The sequence below is a fragment of the Ornithinicoccus sp. genome (genome assembly GCF_057176825.1).
This window is the reverse complement of sequence record NZ_CM169976.1, coordinates 1,250,890-1,268,585: the sequence shown is the minus strand read 5'-3', so window position 1 is coordinate 1,268,585 and position 17,696 is coordinate 1,250,890. Positions and strand designations below refer to the sequence as shown.

The following is a 17,696-nucleotide window of genomic DNA, read 5'->3' as shown; positions in this document are numbered from 1 at the left end:
TCAGGCCAGGGAGGCGGTGAGCGTGATCTCCGTGGCCGCGAGCGCCTGGCTGACCGGGCAGCCGGTCTTCGCGCCCTCGGCGATGCCCTGGAAGGCCTCGGCCTCGATCCCCTCGACCTGCGCCTCGACGGTCAGGTGGATCCCGGTGATCCCGGTGCCGGCGACGAAGGTCACCTCGGCCGTGGTGTTCAGCTGGGTCGGCGGGGTGTCGTTCTTCTTCAGCTCGTTGGACAGGGCCATCGAGTAGCACGTGGCGTGCGCGGCGGCGAGGAGCTCCTCGGGGTTGGTGGTCGAGTCCGAGCCCTCGGCCCGGGCGTTCCACTCCACGTCGAAGGTGGCGGCACCGGAGCTGTCCAGGGAGGTTGATCCCCGGCCGGTGAACAGGTCGCCGTTCCAGACGGTGCTGGCCTTGCTGACAACGGGGTTGGGCATGCGGGTCTCCTTCTCGTCCTGGTGTCCCGGGGTGGGACCGGGCACCGGTCGGTGGTCCTCCGCGGCCGCGAAGGCCCTCTGTCGAGCACGGTAGTCCCTCCCGGTGAACGGCACACGTCGGGGGCGCGGCTGGCCCACCGCCACCATTTATCAACCGTATGGTTGACAACGTGCCTCAGGTGCCCTACGGTTATTCAACCGATTAGTTGAGGAAGGGATTCGATGGACGAGGATCAGCTCTCCCGGGCCTTCGCCGCCCTGGCGGACCCGACCCGGCGGGACATGGTCGCCCGTCTCTGCAGCGACGACGCGACCGTGGGCGACCTCGCCGAGCCGTACGACGTCTCCCTGCAGGCGGTGTCCAAGCACGTGAAGGTGCTCCAGGACGCCGGCCTGGTGAGCAGGACCCGGGATGCCCAACGCCGGCCCGTCCACCTGGAGGTCGGGGTACTCGACCTGATGACCCGGTGGATCGAACGCTACCGCGCGCAGGCCGAGGCCCGGTACCGCCGGCTGGACGCAGTCCTGGCCGACATGCAGGGCACCACACCACACACCACGAGAGAAGAGGACACCGCATCATGACCACCACCGACAGCAGCACCCGCCACACCGAGGCCACTATCGAGGCGGACCCGAACGTCCCGATGATCCACATCGTGCGCGACTTCCGGGCCACCCCGGAGCAGGTGATGGCGGCCCACACCGACCCCGAGCTGTTCGCCCGGTGGGTGGGCCCCGACTCGACCACCACCACGATCGACCACTGGGACTGCCGCACACTCGGGTCCTACCGCTACCTGAGCCACCTCGGCAGCGAGGAGTACGCCTTCCGGGGGACCTTCCCCGAGGTGAGCGAGCGCCGCATCGTGCAGACCTTCACCTTCGAGGGGATGCCCGAGGCGATCGCCCTGGAGACGATGACCCTCGAGGACCTCGGGGACGGCTGGACCCGGCTGCGCAGCCAGTCGCTGTGCGACTCCTTCGAGGGACGGGACGGCATGCTCTCATCCGGGATGGACGTCGGTGTCCACGAGGGCTACGCCAAGCTCGACGGGCTGTTTGCCGGGGACGCCAGCTGATGGCGCTGCCCACCGAGCCTGCCGCGCTCCACCGGCAGGTGGCGGGGACCTTCACAGACCGGGTGCGCGGCGTGACCGACTGGGACGTCCCTGCGCCGGTCGCGGGGTGGACCGCCCGGGACGTCGTCGGCCACCTGGTGGGTTGGTTGCCCGGGCTGCTCGAGGGTGGCACGACGCACCGGTTGCCGACCGGGCCTGCCGTCACGGACGATCCGGTCGCCGCCTGGCAGGTGCACACGGACGGCGTCCAGGAGCTGCTCGAGGACCCCGAGGTGGCGAGTTCGCCGTTCCGCCACCCGCAGCTGCCCGAGCAACCACTGGCGGCGGCGGTAACCAGTGTTTACACGGCCGACGTGTTCATGCACACCTGGGACCTGGCGCGGGCGACGGGCCAGGGAGAGAAACTCGATGCCGACTTCTGCGCACAGCTGCTGAAAGGCATGCAGCCGATGGAGGAGGTCCTCCGCAGCAGCGGGCAGTACGGTCCCGCCGTGCCCGTGCCCGCGGAGGCCGACGTCCAGACCCGGCTGATCGGCTTCATCGGCCGGGACCCTGACTGGCAGCGCTAGCGAGCACGTGCCCGTGCTCCGCACGACCTGACGCCGGGCCGGTGCCCACCAGCCCGCTCAACGTGCCCGCGCCACGCGCCCCTCGTCCCAGACCGGCTCGTCGGACTCACGCACCACCCCGTCGGCACCGAAGACGAGGAACCGGTCGAAACCCCGGGCGAACCATCGGTCGTGGGTCACCGCCACGACGGTGCCCTCGAACGCGGCCAGCCCGGCCTCCAGCGCCTCCGCGGAGTGCAGGTCGAGGTTGTCGGTCGGCTCGTCGAGCAGCAGCAGGGTCGCACCGGACAGCTCCAGGAGCAGGATCTGGAACCGTGCCTGCTGCCCACCGGACAGCGAGTCGAAGCTCTGCTCGCCGGCGCGGGCGAGCTCGTAGCGGTCCAGCACCCGGGCCGCCTCGTCCCGCGGGCGGCCGCGGCGGTGCTCGTCCCCGCGGTGCAGGATGTCCAGGAGGGTCCGACCCACCAGCGCCGGGTGGTCGTGCGTCTGGGCGAACCAGCCGGGCCGCACCCGGGACCCGAGCCGGGCCAGCCCGGTGTGCGCCACCGACGCGGGGACCACGTCGCCGACGGGCCGGTGCTCGGGCTCGGGATCACTCCCCCCGCCCGCCAGCAACCGCAGGAAGTGCGACTTCCCGGACCCGTTGCTGCCCAGCACCGCCACCCGCTCGCCGAACCACACCTCGAGGTCGAAGGGCCGCATCAGGCCGGTGAGCTCCAGGTGCTCCACGATCACCGCGCGCTTGGCGGTGCGGCCACCCTGGAGCCGCATCCGGACGTTCTGTTCCCGGGCAACGACTTCCGGGGGTCCCGCCTCCTCGAACTTGCGCAGCCGGGTCTGGGCCGCCTGGTAGCGGGCGGCCATGTCGGAGTTGTATGCCGCCTTCTGCTTGTACATCAGCATCTGCGCGCGCAGCTTGGCGTGGTCCTCGTCCCAGCGCCTGCGCAGTTCCTCCAGCCGGGAGTTGCGGTCCTCCCGCGCCTGGTGCCAGGTGGCGAAGCCCGCCGGGTGCACCCACAGGCTGCTCCCGGCAGCACCCGGCTCGAGGGTGGCCACCCGGGTGGCGACCCGCGACAGCAGCTCCCGGTCGTGGCTGACCAGGAGCACGGTCTTCCCGGAGGTGCACAGCTGCTCCTCGAGCCAGCGCTTGGCCGGGACGTCGAGGTAGTTGTCCGGCTCGTCCAGCAGCAGCACCTCGTCGGGACCGCGGAGGAGCGCCTCGAGCGCCAGCCGTTTCTGCTCGCCGCCGGACAGCGTCGCCGTGCTGCGCCACTGGGCCTTCTCGAACGGCACACCCAGGGCGGCGACGGTGCACACGTCCCAGAGCGTCTCGTAGTCGTAGCCCCCGACGTCGGCCCAGTCCGAGAGGGCCTGGGCGTAGGCGAGCTGGGCGGGCTCGTCATCGACCTCCATCACGGCTAGCTCCGCCTGCTCGAGCCGGTCCGCGACCTCCCGGAGGTCGGGCGGCGCGACGGCGACGAGCAGGTCCCGCACCGTCGGCGGCTCCCCGCCACCGTCCTCACGCCCCATCGTCCCGATGAACTGGCGCATCACCCCTAGCCCACCCCCGCGACCCACCGAGCCTGCGTGCGGTGCCAGGTCCCCGGCGACGATCCGCAGCAGGGTGGTCTTCCCGGTCCCGTTGGGCCCCACGAGCGCCACCCGCGCGCCCTCCCCGACGCGCAGCGAGACCCCGTCGAGCAGCGGCCGGCCGTCGGGCAGGGTGAACCCGACACCATTGATGTCCAGGTGTCCCACGTCTCTCCTCCGCGTGATCGGCCGTCAGTGTGCCACGACCGCCGCCGGGCCGGCGACGGGGTTTGCGATGCCGGCCCGTGGCCGGGGCGGGTCAGGAGTGGCGCAGGCAGCCGGTCGCCCAGGGCCGGGCCTCCAACCGCCCCTCACCGATGTCCTCGCCACAGACGTCGCACCGCCCGTAGTCACCCTCCTCGAGCTTGGCCAGCGCCCGGCGCACCTGCCCCAGGATGTCCGTCAGGGTGTCGTGGGCGGTCACCGCGCTGAGTCGGTCGACCGCCATCGAGGTTCCCTCGCCGACCCGCTTGCCGAAGCTGATAGTGCCCTGGTCCTGCTGCGGGGCGGTGAGTTGCTCCATCTGCGCGAGCAGCTCGGCCTCCTTGGCCTGCAGGTGCTCGCGGATCTCCTCGGTGCCCATCGGCCTACCCTGCCAGGGCCTTCCCCGGCGCGCCCGGCAAGGAGGCGGCCACCTCCTCGATGGCAGCCAGGACGCGGCGTACGGCCAGCCGCCTGGCCCGGTCCGGCCGCTGGATCGCCATGATGTGCCGCCCCGTGTCGATCCCCGCGAGCGGGGCCAGCACGACGTCCTCCCGGGGTCGGGTGGTGAATCGGGGCAGCACGGCTACCCCGCACCCGGCGGCGACCAGGGCCTCGACGAGGCGGTTGTCCCGGACCCGTTGCACCACGTCCAACGTCGCCCCCGTGTGGTGCTCGATCGCCTGGAGGACAGTGTCGAACGGGAAGCCCAGCGGCACCCCGATCCAGAGTTCCCCGACCAGCTCGGCGGGCTGCACCGCGCCACGACCAGCCAGTCGGTGACCGGCGGGGAGAGCAACATCCAGCGGCTCCCGGACCACCCGCGTGACCCGCAGCGCCGCGGTGCCCGGCGGGCGCCGGTGGCGCAGCGAGTGCCCGAGCACGATGTCGTGGTCGCGCGCCAGGCCGGCCCAGTCCGCCTCGGCGACGTCGGCATCGTGGCAGCTCACCCGGATGCCGGAGCCGCGCAGCGCCACGAGCGCCGCAGGCAGCAGGAACTCCCCGGCGCTGGGCAGGGCAAGCACAGACACCGACCCCGTCGGCTCGTCGCGGTAGGCGTCCCACTCGGCGTGGACGTCCGCGAGCACCGTGGCCACGTCCACCGCCCGGCGGGCGAGCAGCTCACCGGCCTCGGTCAGCCGCACCCCCCGGCCGCGTGGCTCCACCAACCGCGCCCCGAGCTCGCGCTGCGCGGTCTGCAGTTGCTGGGACACCGCGGAGGGAGTGCGGTGCGTGGCCCGTGCCACCGCCGTGATGCTGCCCCGTTCGGCGAGCTCCCGCAGCAGTTCGAGGTGGCGCACGTCCATGTAGGCATCCTACAAATACCAGTCACACACTGTCGCTTGTGCTGAACAGTAGGCGCGGGTGAGGCTGGTCTCGTGCCCATCCGTCACCGCCTGCTGGCCGTCTCCGTCGCCGTGATGTGGGGGCTGAACTTCACCGCAATCCACGCCTCGCTGGAGCACTTCCCGCCGTTCCTGCTGGTCGCGCTGCGGTTCCTGGTCCTGGCCCTGCCCACCCTCTTCCTGGTCCCCTGGCCCCGGGTGAGGGTGCGCTGGCTGGTGGGGTACGGGCTGGGCTTCGGGACCCTGCAGTTCCTGTTCCTCTACTGGGGGATGGCGACCGGGATGCCCGCCGGGCTGGCCTCCCTGGTGCTGCAGGCCTCCGCCCCGTTCACCGTCGTCCTGGGCGCGGTCTTCCTGCGGGAACGGATCAGCGGCATCCAGGTGCTGGGCATCCTGATCGCCGTCGGCGGCCTGGCCCTGGTCGGCGCGCACCGGGCCCAGGTCGCCGCGGTGCTGCCCTTCCTGTTGACCCTCGCCGGCGCGCTGGGCTGGGCGATCGGCAACCTGTGCAACCGGCAGGCGCGCCCGCAGAACCCGCTCCACCTGGCCCTCTGGATGTCCGTCGTCCCGCCGCTGCCGATGCTCGCCGTGTCGCTGGCGGTCGAGGGCCCGGCCCGGATCGGCGCCGCCCTGGGCACGGCCTTCACCCCCGAGGCGCTGCCGGCGCTGGCGGGGCTCGCCTACACGGTGGTGTTCGGCACCGTCGTCGGCACCGGCATCTGGACCTGGCTGATGGCGCGGCACCCGGCCGGTGTGGTCGCACCGTACTCCCTGCTGGTCCCGGTCGCCGGCATGCTGGCGGCGTGGGTGGTGCTGGGCGAGACGGTGAGCCCGGTCGAGGTGCTCGGGGGCGTGGTCGTCGTTGCCGGGGTGCTGCTCGGGTCACTGCGCCGCAAGCGGCCCCGGGTGCCCGCGCCGACCGACCTGGCGCCGGCGCCGGTCCCCTGAGCGCTCACTCACGGGTCCGTATGCTGCGTGCCTGCTCCGCACGCTCGGCCAGTTGGTCATCGGGTGGGTAGGTGATCTCCTCCAGGCACAGCCCGTGGGCTGCCATCACCGTCACCCGCGGGTCCCGGCGCCCGGCGTCGCGCACCTGCGCGGGCCAGCTGACGGCATACCGGCCCTCCCCGACGGGCACTACCGCCCCGACGAGCGCGCGCACCATCGAGTGGCAGAACGCGTCCGCCACGACGGTGCCGACCAGGACGCCGTCCCCGTCGCGGGACCAGGTGTAGTCCAACAGCGTGCGGATCGTGGTGGCTCCCTCGCGCGGCCTGCAGAAGGCCGCGAAGTCGTGCAGCCCGGTCAGCGCGCGGGAGGCGGCGTCCATGGCGGCGACGTCCAGGGCTCGCCGGTGGCGCACCGTGTCGTGCCGTCGCAGCGGGTCCAGCCGGGGCGGGTCGTCGCAGATCCGGTAGGTGTAGCGGCGCCGCAGCGCGGAGAAACGGGCGTCGAAGGCCTCCGGCACCTCCCGCACGGAGCGGACCACCACGTCCGGCGGGAGCACCCCACCGAGCCGGGTCACCGCGGCCTGTGCCGGCGTCCGGTCCGAGCGCCCGGGCAGCGCCGCCCAGGCCTCCGGGTCGGGGTCGGCGTGGGCGACCGACCCACGGGCGTGCACCCCCGCGTCGGTGCGTCCGCCGACGGTCAGCCGCGGCGGGTCGGTGCGCAGCACGGTGCCGAGGGCTGTGGCCAGTTCCTCCTCGACGGTGCGCAGGCCCGGTTGTCGGGCCCACCCGGAGAAGGCGGTGCCGTCGTAGGCGAGATCGATCCGGATGCGCACCCCCCGACGCTATCGCGGGCGTTGCACCGGCCGGGCAATACCGCCCTGACCGCACGCGTGAGGGCCGCAACCCGGGGTGGGTTGCGGCCCTCACGGGGTCAGGACAGTCCGTCCCTCAGACCTCAGTCCTCGTCGGCCTTGCCGAGCTCGGCACCGGTGTCCGCGCCCTGCTGGGCGGCGGCGCCACCGGCCGGCTCGAAGCCAGCAGCCTCGGCCGCCTCCGCGGTGCGGAACCACACCTCGGCGACGGTCGCGTCGTACCACTGGGAGCCCTCGACGTGGTACTTCATCGAGTCCTTGTTGCCCTTGACGGTGAAGCCCTCGGGGGCCGCGCCGTCCTCGGTCACCGGAGCGGAGTCCGGGCCGAAGCCGCCGTCGGCGCCGTCGTCGGTCTTTGCCGTGTTGGCTGCCTCGGTGGTGTCCTCGGTCGTCGTCTCGTTGACCTCGGTCAGCTCGCCCTCACCGGCCAGGGGGGCCACGTCGGTGGTGGTCGTGTCGACCTCCGCCTCGGCAGCAGCCTGGTCCTTGGCGGCGCGCTTGGTGGCACCCTCGGCCTGGGTGACGACGGCCTTCTTGGCGACCGGCTCGCGGACCAGCTCGATCACGGCCATGGGGGCGTTGTCGCCCTTGCGCGGCGCGATCTTGGTGATCCGGGTGTAGCCACCGGGACGGTCGGCCATGTCGGGCGCGATCTCGGCGAACAGCCGGTGCACGGCACCCTTGTCGCGGACGATCGCCATGACCTTGCGGCGGTTGTGCAGGTCACCGCGCTTGGCGAAGGTCACCAGGCGCTCGGCCAGCGGACGCAGCCGCTTGGCCTTGGCCTCGGTGGTGGTGATCTGGTCGTGCTCGAACAGGGCGGTGGCGAGGTTGGACAGGATCAGGCGCTCGTGCGCCGGACCGCCGCCGAGGCGCGGGCCCTTCTTCGGGGTAGGCATTCGTGGTTTCTCCTAGCGAAAGGTCAGTACTGCTCGTCCTCGGCGAAGCCGGCGTCGGCCTCGTCGTCCGGACCCTCGGTGTAGTCCGCGGTGCTGGGGTCGAACCCGGGAGGGCTGTCCTTGAGGGCCAGGCCCATCTCGACCAGCTTCTCCTTGACCTCGTCGATCGACTTGGCCCCAAAGTTGCGGATGTCCAGCAGGTCCGCCTCGCTGCGCCCGACGAGCTCACCCACGGTGTGGATGCCCTCGCGCTTGAGGCAGTTGTAGGACCGCACGGTGAGGTCCAGGTCCTCGATCGGCAGCGCCAGGTCCGAGGCCAGCGCGGCGTCGGTCGGCGACGGGCCGATCTCGATGCCCTCGGCCTCGACGTTGAGCTCCCGGGCCAGGCCGAACAGCTCGACCAGGGTCTTGCCGGCGGAGGCCATGGCGTCCCGCGGGGCGATCGAGTTCTTGGTCTCGACGTCCACGATCAGCTTGTCGAAGTCGGTGCGCTGCTCCACACGGGTGGCCTCGACCTTGTAGGTCACGGACAGCACCGGGGAGTAGATGGAGTCGACCGGGATGCGGCCGATCTCCAGGTCGCCGGACTTGTTCTGCTGGGCGGAGACGTAGCCACGACCGCGCTCGACGGTCATCTCCATCTCGATCTTGCCGCTGTCGTTCAGCGTGGCGATGTGCAGGTCGGGGTTGTGCACCTCGACGCCGGCGGGCGGGGCGATGTCGGCGGCGGTGACCGCGCCGGCGCCCTGCTTGCGCAGGTACATCACGACGGGCTCGTCATGCTCGGAGGAGACGACGAGGTTCTTCAGGTTCAGGATGATCTCGGTGACATCCTCCTTGACCCCGGGGATCGTGGAGAACTCGTGCAGCACGCCGTCGATGCGGATGCTGGTGACCGAGGCGCCGGGGATGCTGGACAGCAGGGTCCGGCGCAGGGAGTTGCCGAGGGTGTAGCCGAAGCCGGGCTCCAGGGGCTCGATGGCGAACCGGGAACGGGCCTCGGAGACGACCTCCTCGGACAGGGTGGGACGCTGAGCAATCAGCACGGTTGTTTCCTTTCCATCGGGCGACCGCTATTTGACGCCCGGTGAGAACACGGCATACCTCTGTCCGTATGCCGTGGGGCCCGGGAAACCGCCGAGCGGAGCGAGGCTTGGTTTCCCGGAACAGCCAGGAGCACGCGAGCGAAGCGAGCTCCTGGCCGTCGGGGGGGCACACGGGGGGCTTGCCCCCCGTGTGCCCCCCGTGCGATTAGTTCTTGGAGTAGAGCTCCACGATGAGCTGCTCGGTGAGGATCGTGTCGATCTGCTCACGCGTCGGCAGCTGGTGGATCAGGATCTGCAGCGTGCCGGGCACGACCTTCATCCAGGCCGGGACGGGGCGGTCCCCGAAGGTCTGGCGGGCCAGCTCGAACGGCAGCGTCTCGACCGACTTCGGCCGGACCTCGATGATGTCGTACTGCTCCACCCGGTAGGACGGCACATCGACGCGCTGGCCGTTGACCAGGAAGTGACCGTGGGTCACCAGCTGGCGCGCGGCGCGACGGGTGCGGGCCAGGCCGGCACGGTAGATGACGTTGTCGAGGCGGGACTCCAGGATGGTGAGCAGGTTCGCACCGGTGCGACCGGGCCGGCGGGCGGCCTCGGCGTAGTAGCGGCGGAACTGCTTCTCCATCACGCCGTAGGTGAAGCGGGCCTTCTGCTTCTCCTGCAGCTGGGTCAGGTACTCCTTCTCCTGGGTGCGACGACGGCCGTGCTGCCCCGGGGGGAACGGACGCAGGTCGAAGTTCTTGTCCCCTCCGACCAGGTCGACCTTGAGCCGGCGGGACTTCTTGGTGATGGGTCCGGTGTAACGGGCCATGATTCTCCTCTAACTCCCTTCCGGTCTCAGACCCGACGCTTCTTCGGCGGACGAACGCCGTTGTGCGCCTGGGGGGTGACGTCGCTGATCGCGCCGACCTCGAGGCCGGCGGCGGTGAGCGAGCGGATGGCGGTCTCGCGGCCCGAGCCCGGGCCCTTGACGAACACGTCGACCTTGCGCATGCCGTGGTCCATCGCGCGGCGCGCGGCGGCCTCGGCGGCCATCTGCGCGGCATACGGGGTGGACTTGCGCGAGCCCTTGAATCCGACCTGGCCGGACGAGGCCCACGCGATCACCGCACCGGTCGGGTCCGTGATCGTGACGATGGTGTTGCTGAACGTGCTCTTGATGTGAGCCTGCCCGAAGGCAACGTTCTTCTTCTCCTTGCGACGCACCTTGCGGGCGCCGGCCGTGCTACGGCTCTTGGGGGGCATTCATTACTCCTGAACTGACGAGTCAAGTCTGGTGTCCCGACGCCCGCGAGCGAAGCGAGCGTTCGGGGGACTCGGGGGCGGAGCCCCCGAGCGTGATTACTTCGTGGCCTTCTTCTTGCCAGCCACGGTGCGCTTCGGGCCCTTGCGGGTGCGCGCGTTGGTCTTGGTGCGCTGGCCGTGCACCGGCAGGCCGCGGCGGTGCCGCAAGCCCTGGTAGCTGCCGATCTCGACCTTGCGGCGGATGTCGGCGGCAACCTCGCGGCGCAGGTCACCCTCGAGCCGGAAGTTGGCCTCGAGGTGGTCCCGCAACTGCACCAGCTGCTCGTCGGTCAGGTCCTTGACGCGGGTGGACGGGTCCACACCCGTGGCCGCCAGCGTCTGGTCGGCGCGGGTGCGTCCCACGCCGAAGATGTAGGTCAGGGCGACCTCGACGCGCTTCTCGCGCGGCAGGTCGACACCGATGAGTCGTGCCATGTGGCGTGTGCTCCTGTGTCTGTCGCGATGGTCTGGTGCAACACCGGTCCGCATCTTCTTGGTGGGCTGCTGCCCGCGGTCCTCGGCCAACGCGTCCGAGGGTGACGTCCCGCATGTCGGGGGTCGGGTGCTGCGTGTTCTGGTATGTCGTGCGCTCGAGTCCGTGACTCGTGCTCGGGTGGTGCTTCTGCTCAGCCCTGGCGCTGCTTGTGGCGCAGGTTGTCGCAGATCACCATGACCCGGCCGTTGCGGCGGATCACCTTGCACTTGTCACAGATCTTCTTGACGCTCGGCTGAACCTTCATGTTCTGGTTGCCGCTTTCGATCTGTGGGTGGATGGATGGTGGTGCTGTGCCGGCCCGGGGGCTCAGCGGTAGCGGAAGACGATGCGGCCGCGGGTCAGGTCGTACGGGCTGAGCTCCACGACGACCCGGTCCTCGGGGAGGATCCGGATGTAGTGCTGACGCATCTTGCCCGAGATATGAGCCAGCACAACGTGACCGTTGGTCAACTCGACTCGGAACATCGCGTTCGGGAGGGCCTCCACAATGGTGCCCTCGATCTCAATGACGCCGTCCTTCTTCGCCATGTCCTCCACATTTCTCAGTGCCCGCACCTGGCACAGGCCGCGCCTGGTTCGATGCGTTCACAAGGGTTGGTTACAACACGTGGCCCGTCCCTGGGCACCCCTGAGGGAGCCCAGACGTGGACCGAGGGTCGAGTCTACGCCACGAGGCCGTCCGAACACCAATCGCGGCGCCTGTCGATCGGGCACCGCGGCGTGTCAGGATCGCTGCCTAGCGTGACCCGTCACGCACGACGCAGCCGACGCCCGATCACGGGACCGACCAGGAGACAGCATGGCGCCAGACGTGCCGCACCCACCCCCCGCCCACCGCACCCGTCCGCCGGCACCACCCAGTGTCAGCGAGGAGGCGCGGCGGGTGCTGTCGCAACCGGGACCACCGGACCCGGTGTATCCGCCGATCGAGGATACCGAGGCCTGGCTCAGTCTCGCCCGGGAGACGGACACCGGCACCAGGAGGCCCTACCTGGAGTCGGCGCTCCCCCCGGAAGGTGCACTGGAGGTGACGGAGTCCGACGTCGCCGGCGTCACGACATACGAGTTGCGGCCGACCCGTGGTGCGGGCGCAGACGGCGGAGCGCTGTTTATCGAGCTCCACGGCGGAGCCCTGTGGCTCGGCGGGGGCGACCTCACCTGGATGTCCGCGTCCAGGCACGCCGTCGACCGGGCGGGCGTCACCTGGGCGCCGGACTACCGGATGCCCCCGCTGCACCCCTACCCCGCCGCACTGGACGACGTGCTCGCCGTGTATCGCGCGGCGCTGGGCACCCGTTCCCCGTCCGAGATCGTCATCAGCGGCGGGTCGGCAGGTGGGAACCTCGCGGCCGCCCTCCTGCTGCGTGCCAAGGACGAGGGACTGCCAATGCCCGCCGCGCTCGTCCTGCTCACCCCCGAGGTGGACCTGACCGAGTCCGGTGACACGTTCCGGACCAACGACGGCATCGACACCGTGATCACCTCGCTGATGCCCGTCAACCTGCTCTACGCCAACGGCGAGGACCTCGCCCACCCCTATCTGTCTCCCCTCTTCGGCGACCTCGCAGGGTTGCCGCCCACCTTCCTGCAGAGCGGCACCCGGGACCTCTTCCTGTCGAACAGCGTCCGCATGCACCGCGCCCTCCTGGCCGCGGGGGTCGAGGCCGAGCTCCACGTGTTCGAGGCGATGCCCCACGGCAACTTCGGTGGCACCGCTCCCGAGGACAACGACCTGCGGGCCGAGGTGCGTCAGTTCGAGGCCAGGCTGCTCGCCCGCGCCGCAGCACAGCGCCGTGCGGGGACGGACCAGTGACCCCGATCCCTCGCCTCGCCACCACCTAGAATGGACCGGACTCAACCCGTGATCCCGACCCAGGGGAAAGGCGCTGGCATGCCGGCCAAGAGGGCCACGATCTACTCGCTGGCCAAGGAGCTGGGGATCCACCCCTCGACGGTGTCGCGCGCGTTCAGCCGCCCCGACCTGGTGAACGAGGCCGTGCGCCAGCGCATCCTCACCAAGGCGTCCGAGGTCGACTACCAGCCCAACAAGACGGCCCGGGGACTGATCACCGGCCGGCTCGGCATGGTCGGCCTGCTCATCCCCGACATCGAGAACCCGTTCTTCCCGCCTCTGGTGCGGGTCATCCAGCGCGCGGCCTCCGAGGTCGACCTGAACGTCATGCTGCTCGACTCCGGGCAACAGCCCGCGGTTGAGCTCGACCTGGTGCGACGGCTGCGCGGTCAGATCGATGGGTTGATCCTCGTTTCACCCCGCAGCCCGATGACCCGGATCAGGGACGCCGTCGGCGAGATGCCCATGGTTGCGGTGAACCGGTCGAGCGCCGAGGTCAGCACCACCGTCGTCGACAACGGACCCGCCCTGCGGGAGGCCGGAGACCACCTGCACGAGCTGGGGCACAGGTCGATCGCGCTGTTGCGCGGCCCGTCAGGATCCTGGGCGGCGCAGCGCCGGGCCACCGCGGTCAAGGACTGGGCTCGGCGCACGGGCGTGGACCTCCTCGAGTTGGGCCCATTCCCGGCCTCCTACGACGGCGGCCGGGAGGCCGCCGACAGGTTGGTTGAGGCCCCGGCTACGGCCGCCTTCGCCTTCGATGACCTGATGGCCTGCGGCGCGGTGGCGGGACTGGCCGCACGCGGGCTCCGGGTCCCAGACGACATGAGCCTGGTCGGTTGCGACGACGTCCTGCTGGCACGGACCCTGACCCCGGCCCTCACCACGGTCACGGCACCGTTGGACGAGCTGGGACGCGCGGCCCTGGCCCAGCTGCAGCGCCACCTCACCGACCGCACCGCAGGGCCCCAGACCGCGACCCTGACCGGCACCCTCTCCCTGCGCAATTCCACCGGCCCGGTCCCCGCTCGACGCGGCTGAGCGCCCCCTCCCCTGCCCGCTCTTGCCAGAGCCGTGGAGCGCCCCTAGACTCGATGCAATCGATTGCAGCGCGGAACCCACACGAAGGGCACGATGACACGCTCAGTTGCACGGGAGACCATCCCCATCCGCGTCGGCGCATCCGCGACCGAGACCGGCAGGGCGGCGGCGCGCGATGCGGCGACCGCCCTGCGCGGCGCGCTGTCGGCCCGCGGCACCGCCCGGGTGATCCTGGCCTCGGCGCCCTCGCAGCAGGCGATGCTGGCGGCGCTCGTCGCCGAGCCCGACATCGACTGGGCCCGGGTCAGCGCCTTCCACATGGACGAGTACCTCGGGCTCCCGCCGGACCACCCCCAGGCGTTCGGCCAGTGGCTGGCAGACCAGTTGGCGCCGGTTTCCCTGGGACGCCTGGAGCGGATCGACGGCCGGGCGGAGCCCGGGTCCGAGGCTGCCCGGTATGCCCGGCTGCTGGGCGAGGCGCCCATCGACCTGTGCCTCCTGGGCATCGGTGTCAACGGTCACCTCGCATTCAACGAGCCGGGTGACACCGACTTCAGCGATCCCCACGCCGTGCGCGAGGTCACCCTCACGCAGGAGTCCCGGCAGCAGCAGGTGGACGACGGGTGCTTCGAGCGCCTCGACGAGGTCCCCACCAGCGCCCTCAGCCTGACGGTCCCCGCCCTCCTGTCCGCCACCTCGCTCGTGTGCACCGTGACCGGCCGGCACAAGGCTCCGGCCGTGGCCCGGGCCGTCACCGGCGCCCTGACCGAGAGCTGTCCGGCGAGTGCCCTGCGCAGGCACGCCGACGCCGTCCTCCATCTGGACACGGGCGCAGCGTCCGCACTCACCACGTCTCAGTAGGCTGCCCGGATGATCACCGGCAGGCTCCTGGACGGAGCGGTCGCACGGATCACCGCCGAGGACGGACGGATCGCCACCATCGAGGAGGTGGCGGACACCGGCAGCCAGACCTGGCCACTCGTCCTGCCGGGTCTGGTCGACCTCCAGGTCAACGGGGGCGCGGGTCTGGACGTCAACGGCGAGGACTTCGACGTCGCCACCCTGCGGGCACTCACCGAGGCACTCCGTGCCCGCGGCACCACCGCCTTCTGCCCGACGGTGATCACGGCACCCGAGTCCGCCATCGTCCGCGCGCTTGAGACGATCGGTCGGGCCGTCCGGGAGGACCCGGTAATTGCGGCCTCCGTGGTGGGCATCCATGTCGAGGGGCCCCACCTGTCCGCGGTGGACGGCCCGCGGGGGGCCCATGACGCGCGTCACCTGCGGGACCCGGACCCGGCCGAGCTCCGCCGGTGGTTGGCGGCGGCCGACGGCTTGGTGCGCATCATCACCGTGGCACCCGAGCTCCCCGGCTCCGAGCGATACATCCGCGAGGCCGTGGCCGCAGGGGTCCGGGTCTCGGTCGGTCACTGTGCCGCCACGACCGAGCAGATCCACCACGCGGCTGCGGCAGGGGCGAGCCTGTCCACCCATCTCGGCAACGCGATCCAGACGATGTTGCCCCGGCACCCGAACCAACTCTGGGCGCAACTGGCGGACGACCGGCTCGCGGCCGGGTTGATCGCCGACGGGCACCACCTCCCGGCCGACACCGTGACGGCCATGGTGCGCGCCAAGGGACCGGGGAAGTCCTTCCTCGTCAGCGATGCCGCCGCCCTCGCCGGCAGTCCACCCGGCGTCCACCCGACACCCGTGGGCGGACAGGTCGAGGTGACCGACGACGGCGCCCTGCGCCTGCCGGGCACCGGTCTGCTCGCGGGCTCGGGGGCCCACCTCCTGGACTGCCTCCGCTGGGCATGGGCGCACACTCCCCTGGACCGGGCGACCTTGCTGGCCATGGCCACGTCCGTCCCGGCCGCGCTCGTGGGCGCCACCGATCGTGGGCGGCTGCGGATCGGTGCGCGGGCCGACTTCGTCGTGCTCGACGAGGCGGGCCGGTTGCTCGCCACGATCGTGGGGGGCGAGGTCGTCCACGGCGGGCTCTGAGCTCCCTCAGGATGACTCCACGAGCGGGTCAGTGGGCGCTCCGAGCCAGCGATCGGCGAACGACACGTACTGGGCCCAGTCCCACGCCACCATCTCGTGGTGCCCGCGACGCAGGTGGTACCCGAGCGGCACCCCGTCCCACCACTGCACCGCGTCCGGGGCCGGGAGGTCGGGAAGCTGGCCGCCGACCCCCCAGGCCGGGGCGGCCGCGCACAGGGCCCCGAACTCGCCCTCCGGGTCGGCGGGCGCGTCGTCGCTGGCGCTGGCGACGTAGACGGGTCGCGGCGCGATGGCCGCGAGCAACTGGGACTGGTCGACGGGGACCGGCTGGCCGGACAGGACCGTGGCGGAGAACCGTCGCGCAAACCACTGCGGTCGGACCCGGGCGAGGAGTTCGGGGGTCTCTCCGACAGGTCGGGACAGCGCCGCACCCATGCATCCGGAGTTGTTGCTGATCGCCGCGGCGAAACGGCGATCCTGAGCGGCCCCCCAGAGCGCCGCCTTTCCGAGCCGGGAGTGGCCCAGGACCGCGACCCTGCCGGCGTCGACCGCGGGAGCCATGCCGCCCTCCAGTGCATCCAGGATCCGGGACAGCAGCCACGCCCAGATGCTGATGCTGCCCCACTCGTGCGGCCCACGGGTCGCGGCGTGGCTGGTGCCGAACAGGCGGTGGATGCCGTGGCCGAAGATGTCCGTGCTGTCCGGACCGCACTGCAGGTAGCAGGCGGTGATCGCGGCGTAGCCCCCGCCCGCCACGAGCTCCGCCGGCCAGCGGTGGGCCTCGACCCCCCGGGAAACCGGCAGGGTCACCGGCTCCCGCAGACCCTCATAGTGGAGGGATCCGCCCCGAGCAGCCGGCTCGCGCTGGAGGTCGAGGACCTCGCGGTCGGCGGTCACCGCATGGTTGCCGCGGAAGTTCAGGGCCAGGAAGGCCGAAACCGGGGCCGTCGCCTGCTCGGGGCTGTCCACCAGCACCACGCACCGGTGACTGCCCCGTGCCGTGCTGATCACGAGTGCCCACTGTTGGCGCACGAGTCGGGTGGCGGTCACGTGCTCGTGCAGCAGATCCCACGAGAGTTCCCAGCCGTCCGCCGGCGCCCGGCCGTACACGTCCTCGCGGAAGCGGGTCAGCACCTCCTCGCGGGAGAGGTCCTGGCGCGTCTCTGCCACCGTGTCCCCGCTGTCGCTCACAACTTCACGGCTCCCTGTGCGATGCCGCTGGTGAAGCTGCGCTGGAACAGCGCGAACACGACGAGGACGGGTGCGATGCTGATCACCATCCCGGCGAAGAGAATCGCCCAGTTCGAGGAGTAGTCGGCGAGTTGGTTCAGCTTGAAGATTCCGACGGCCAGGGTGAGGAACTCGTCGTCCCGGATGAAGGTCAGGGCGTAGATGAACTCGTTCCACACCCGCAGCACCACCACCACACCACAGGCGGTCATCGCGGGGCCCGTCTGCGGCAGCACCACCCGCCGGAAGGTCTGGAGCGGTGACGCGCCGTCGATCGCGGCGGCCTCCTCAAGCTCCCTCGGCACGGTCTTGTGGAACGCGGTCAGGATGAAGGTGACCAGGGGCAGCTCCATCGCGACGTAGACCAGGATGAGGCCCGTCCGCGTGTTCAGCAGCCCGGTGAACGTCAAGACGTCGAACAGCGGCACCACCAGGGCGAACGGCGGGATCATCATGGCGGTCATGAAGATCGCCATCAGGACGTTGCGGCCCGGGAACTCGATCCGCCCGAAGACGTAGCCGCTCAGACTCCCCAGGAGGAGCACGGCCACCGTCGTGATCGCGGTGACGACGACCGAGTTGAGCATGTAGGTGCCCATGTGACCGTAGGTCCAGGCATTCGCGTAGTTCTCCCACAGCGGGGCCTGCGCCGGCGTCCACGGGCTGGTGGCCAGGATCTCGGAGGAACTCTTGAACGAGGTGTTGGTCAGCCAGACCAGGCAGAAGATGTTGAACGCCGCGTAGATCGACAGCGACAGGAACACGATCGGATGCTGGCGCAGCGGCCGCGTCCAAC

22 protein-coding genes are annotated in these 17,696 nt (G+C 71.1%); 8 read left to right on the top strand and 14 right to left on the bottom strand.

What is annotated here, in order from left to right; genetic code table 11:
• Complete coding sequence (locus AC1QRC_RS06590) at positions 1-432, bottom strand: OsmC family peroxiredoxin (RefSeq protein ID WP_484205985.1); 432 nt, start codon at positions 430-432, stop codon at positions 1-3.
• Between the two features lie 222 nt (positions 433-654).
• On the opposite strand from AC1QRC_RS06590, the gene AC1QRC_RS06585 reads away from it, so the two are divergent.
• From AC1QRC_RS06585 to AC1QRC_RS06575, 3 genes are read left to right on the top strand one after another with little or no spacing between them, the layout of a single operon-like run.
• A complete protein-coding gene (locus AC1QRC_RS06585; RefSeq protein WP_484205984.1) occupies positions 655-1,017 on the top strand; it encodes an ArsR/SmtB family transcription factor in 363 nt (120 codons plus the stop codon).
• Positions 1,014-1,514 (top strand): SRPBCC domain-containing protein, encoded by a 501-nt coding sequence (locus AC1QRC_RS06580; RefSeq protein WP_484205983.1) that lies wholly within the window; start codon positions 1,014-1,016, stop codon positions 1,512-1,514. The genes AC1QRC_RS06585 and AC1QRC_RS06580 overlap by 4 nt, the downstream gene beginning before the upstream one ends.
• Positions 1,514-2,083: a TIGR03086 family metal-binding protein gene (locus tag AC1QRC_RS06575; protein ID WP_484205982.1), complete on the top strand. Its 570-nt coding sequence runs from the start codon at positions 1,514-1,516 to the stop codon at positions 2,081-2,083. Before AC1QRC_RS06580 ends, AC1QRC_RS06575 begins: the two co-directional genes overlap by 1 nt.
• Positions 2,084-2,140: 57 nt before the next feature.
• On the opposite strand, the gene AC1QRC_RS06570 is transcribed toward AC1QRC_RS06575, so the two are convergent.
• The 3 genes from AC1QRC_RS06570 to AC1QRC_RS06560 form a co-directional block, all read right to left on the bottom strand.
• Positions 2,141-3,841 carry an ABC-F family ATP-binding cassette domain-containing protein gene (locus tag AC1QRC_RS06570; RefSeq protein ID WP_484205981.1) on the bottom strand — a complete coding sequence of 567 codons (1,701 nt, stop codon included), beginning with the start codon at positions 3,839-3,841 and terminating at the stop codon, positions 2,141-2,143.
• Between the two features lie 91 nt (positions 3,842-3,932).
• Entirely contained in the window at positions 3,933-4,256 is a 324-nt protein-coding gene (locus AC1QRC_RS06565) for a TraR/DksA family transcriptional regulator (RefSeq protein WP_484205980.1), read from the bottom strand.
• A 4-nt stretch (positions 4,257-4,260) separates the two neighbouring features.
• Positions 4,261-5,181 carry a LysR family transcriptional regulator gene (locus tag AC1QRC_RS06560; RefSeq protein WP_484205979.1) on the bottom strand — a complete coding sequence of 307 codons (921 nt, stop codon included), beginning with the start codon at positions 5,179-5,181 and terminating at the stop codon, positions 4,261-4,263.
• A 72-nt stretch (positions 5,182-5,253) separates the two neighbouring features.
• Here AC1QRC_RS06560 and AC1QRC_RS06555 point away from each other — a divergent pair, with 72 nt between their 5' ends.
• Positions 5,254-6,168 (top strand): EamA family transporter, encoded by a 915-nt coding sequence (locus tag AC1QRC_RS06555; protein ID WP_484205978.1) that lies wholly within the window; start codon positions 5,254-5,256, stop codon positions 6,166-6,168.
• A 4-nt stretch (positions 6,169-6,172) separates the two neighbouring features.
• Here the strand turns inward: AC1QRC_RS06555 and truA are convergent, their stop codons facing one another.
• The 8 genes from truA to infA all read right to left on the bottom strand — a co-directional run bounded on the left by truA (position 6,173) and on the right by infA (position 11,298).
• Positions 6,173-7,003: a tRNA pseudouridine(38-40) synthase TruA gene (gene truA / locus AC1QRC_RS06550; protein ID WP_484205977.1), complete on the bottom strand. Its 831-nt coding sequence runs from the start codon at positions 7,001-7,003 to the stop codon at positions 6,173-6,175.
• Positions 7,004-7,125: 122 nt separating this feature from the next.
• A complete protein-coding gene (gene rplQ / locus AC1QRC_RS06545) occupies positions 7,126-7,941 on the bottom strand; it encodes a 50S ribosomal protein L17, sunset domain variant (protein ID WP_484205976.1) in 816 nt (271 codons plus the stop codon).
• Positions 7,942-7,964: 23 nt separating this feature from the next.
• On the bottom strand, positions 7,965-8,987 hold the full coding sequence (locus AC1QRC_RS06540; protein ID WP_484205975.1) for a DNA-directed RNA polymerase subunit alpha: 1,023 nt from the start codon (positions 8,985-8,987) through the stop codon (positions 7,965-7,967).
• A gap of 205 nt (positions 8,988-9,192) precedes the next feature.
• Positions 9,193-9,801, bottom strand: coding sequence for a 30S ribosomal protein S4 (gene rpsD, locus AC1QRC_RS06535; RefSeq protein WP_484205974.1), 609 nt, complete (start codon positions 9,799-9,801; stop codon positions 9,193-9,195).
• Between the two features lie 26 nt (positions 9,802-9,827).
• On the bottom strand, positions 9,828-10,235 hold the full coding sequence (gene rpsK / locus AC1QRC_RS06530) for a 30S ribosomal protein S11 (protein ID WP_141784230.1): 408 nt from the start codon (positions 10,233-10,235) through the stop codon (positions 9,828-9,830).
• A gap of 96 nt (positions 10,236-10,331) precedes the next feature.
• On the bottom strand, positions 10,332-10,709 hold the full coding sequence (gene rpsM, locus AC1QRC_RS06525) for a 30S ribosomal protein S13 (protein ID WP_484205973.1): 378 nt from the start codon (positions 10,707-10,709) through the stop codon (positions 10,332-10,334).
• Between the two features lie 191 nt (positions 10,710-10,900).
• Positions 10,901-11,014, bottom strand: a complete 114-nt coding sequence (gene rpmJ / locus AC1QRC_RS06520; RefSeq protein ID WP_007928044.1) for a 50S ribosomal protein L36 — start codon at positions 11,012-11,014, stop codon at positions 10,901-10,903.
• A gap of 62 nt (positions 11,015-11,076) precedes the next feature.
• Complete coding sequence (gene infA, locus AC1QRC_RS06515; RefSeq protein WP_252621734.1) at positions 11,077-11,298, bottom strand: translation initiation factor IF-1; 222 nt, start codon at positions 11,296-11,298, stop codon at positions 11,077-11,079.
• A 355-nt stretch (positions 11,299-11,653) separates the two neighbouring features.
• On the opposite strand from infA, the gene AC1QRC_RS06510 reads away from it, so the two are divergent.
• The 4 genes from AC1QRC_RS06510 (at position 11,654) to AC1QRC_RS06495 (ending at position 15,670) form a co-directional block, all read left to right on the top strand.
• Positions 11,654-12,583, top strand: coding sequence for an alpha/beta hydrolase (locus AC1QRC_RS06510; RefSeq protein WP_484205972.1), 930 nt, complete (start codon positions 11,654-11,656; stop codon positions 12,581-12,583).
• A gap of 78 nt (positions 12,584-12,661) precedes the next feature.
• Positions 12,662-13,663 (top strand): LacI family DNA-binding transcriptional regulator, encoded by a 1,002-nt coding sequence (locus AC1QRC_RS06505; RefSeq protein ID WP_484205971.1) that lies wholly within the window; start codon positions 12,662-12,664, stop codon positions 13,661-13,663.
• 93 nt (positions 13,664-13,756) lie between these two features.
• Entirely contained in the window at positions 13,757-14,524 is a 768-nt protein-coding gene (locus AC1QRC_RS06500) for a 6-phosphogluconolactonase (RefSeq protein ID WP_484205970.1), read from the top strand.
• A 9-nt stretch (positions 14,525-14,533) separates the two neighbouring features.
• A complete protein-coding gene (locus tag AC1QRC_RS06495) occupies positions 14,534-15,670 on the top strand; it encodes an N-acetylglucosamine-6-phosphate deacetylase (protein ID WP_484205969.1) in 1,137 nt (378 codons plus the stop codon).
• 6 nt (positions 15,671-15,676) lie between these two features.
• Here AC1QRC_RS06495 and AC1QRC_RS06490 read toward each other — a convergent pair whose 3' ends face one another.
• The gene (locus AC1QRC_RS06490) at positions 15,677-16,861 is read right to left on the bottom strand and encodes an alpha/beta hydrolase family protein (protein ID WP_484205968.1); all 1,185 of its coding nucleotides are present in this window, start codon (positions 16,859-16,861) and stop codon (positions 15,677-15,679) included.
• Positions 16,858-17,664, bottom strand: a complete 807-nt coding sequence (locus tag AC1QRC_RS06485) for a carbohydrate ABC transporter permease (RefSeq protein ID WP_484205967.1) — start codon at positions 17,662-17,664, stop codon at positions 16,858-16,860. The genes AC1QRC_RS06490 and AC1QRC_RS06485 overlap by 4 nt, the downstream gene beginning before the upstream one ends.
• Positions 17,665-17,696 lie beyond the last annotated feature (32 nt).

What these genes read in the sequence shown, in the direction of transcription:
- infA (WP_252621734.1), bottom strand. Translation starts at nt 11,298, where the DNA reads ATGGCGAAGAAGGACGGCGTCATTGAGATCGAGGGCACCATTGTGGAG.
- AC1QRC_RS06575 (WP_484205982.1), top strand. Translation starts at nt 1,514, where the DNA reads ATGGCGCTGCCCACCGAGCCTGCCGCGCTCCACCGGCAGGTGGCGGGG.
- AC1QRC_RS06505 (WP_484205971.1), top strand. Translation starts at nt 12,662, where the DNA reads ATGCCGGCCAAGAGGGCCACGATCTACTCGCTGGCCAAGGAGCTGGGG.
- rpsK (WP_141784230.1), bottom strand. Translation starts at nt 10,235, where the DNA reads ATGCCCCCCAAGAGCCGTAGCACGGCCGGCGCCCGCAAGGTGCGTCGC.
- rpmJ (WP_007928044.1), bottom strand. Translation starts at nt 11,014, where the DNA reads ATGAAGGTTCAGCCGAGCGTCAAGAAGATCTGTGACAAGTGCAAGGTG.
- AC1QRC_RS06580 (WP_484205983.1), top strand. Translation starts at nt 1,014, where the DNA reads ATGACCACCACCGACAGCAGCACCCGCCACACCGAGGCCACTATCGAG.
- rpsM (WP_484205973.1), bottom strand. Translation starts at nt 10,709, where the DNA reads ATGGCACGACTCATCGGTGTCGACCTGCCGCGCGAGAAGCGCGTCGAG.
- AC1QRC_RS06565 (WP_484205980.1), bottom strand. Translation starts at nt 4,256, where the DNA reads ATGGGCACCGAGGAGATCCGCGAGCACCTGCAGGCCAAGGAGGCCGAG.
- AC1QRC_RS06495 (WP_484205969.1), top strand. Translation starts at nt 14,534, where the DNA reads ATGATCACCGGCAGGCTCCTGGACGGAGCGGTCGCACGGATCACCGCC.
- AC1QRC_RS06500 (WP_484205970.1), top strand. Translation starts at nt 13,757, where the DNA reads ATGACACGCTCAGTTGCACGGGAGACCATCCCCATCCGCGTCGGCGCA.
- rplQ (WP_484205976.1), bottom strand. Translation starts at nt 7,941, where the DNA reads ATGCCTACCCCGAAGAAGGGCCCGCGCCTCGGCGGCGGTCCGGCGCAC.
- AC1QRC_RS06585 (WP_484205984.1), top strand. Translation starts at nt 655, where the DNA reads ATGGACGAGGATCAGCTCTCCCGGGCCTTCGCCGCCCTGGCGGACCCG.
- AC1QRC_RS06560 (WP_484205979.1), bottom strand. Translation starts at nt 5,181, where the DNA reads ATGGACGTGCGCCACCTCGAACTGCTGCGGGAGCTCGCCGAACGGGGC.
- rpsD (WP_484205974.1), bottom strand. Translation starts at nt 9,801, where the DNA reads ATGGCCCGTTACACCGGACCCATCACCAAGAAGTCCCGCCGGCTCAAG.
- AC1QRC_RS06590 (WP_484205985.1), bottom strand. Translation starts at nt 432, where the DNA reads ATGCCCAACCCCGTTGTCAGCAAGGCCAGCACCGTCTGGAACGGCGAC.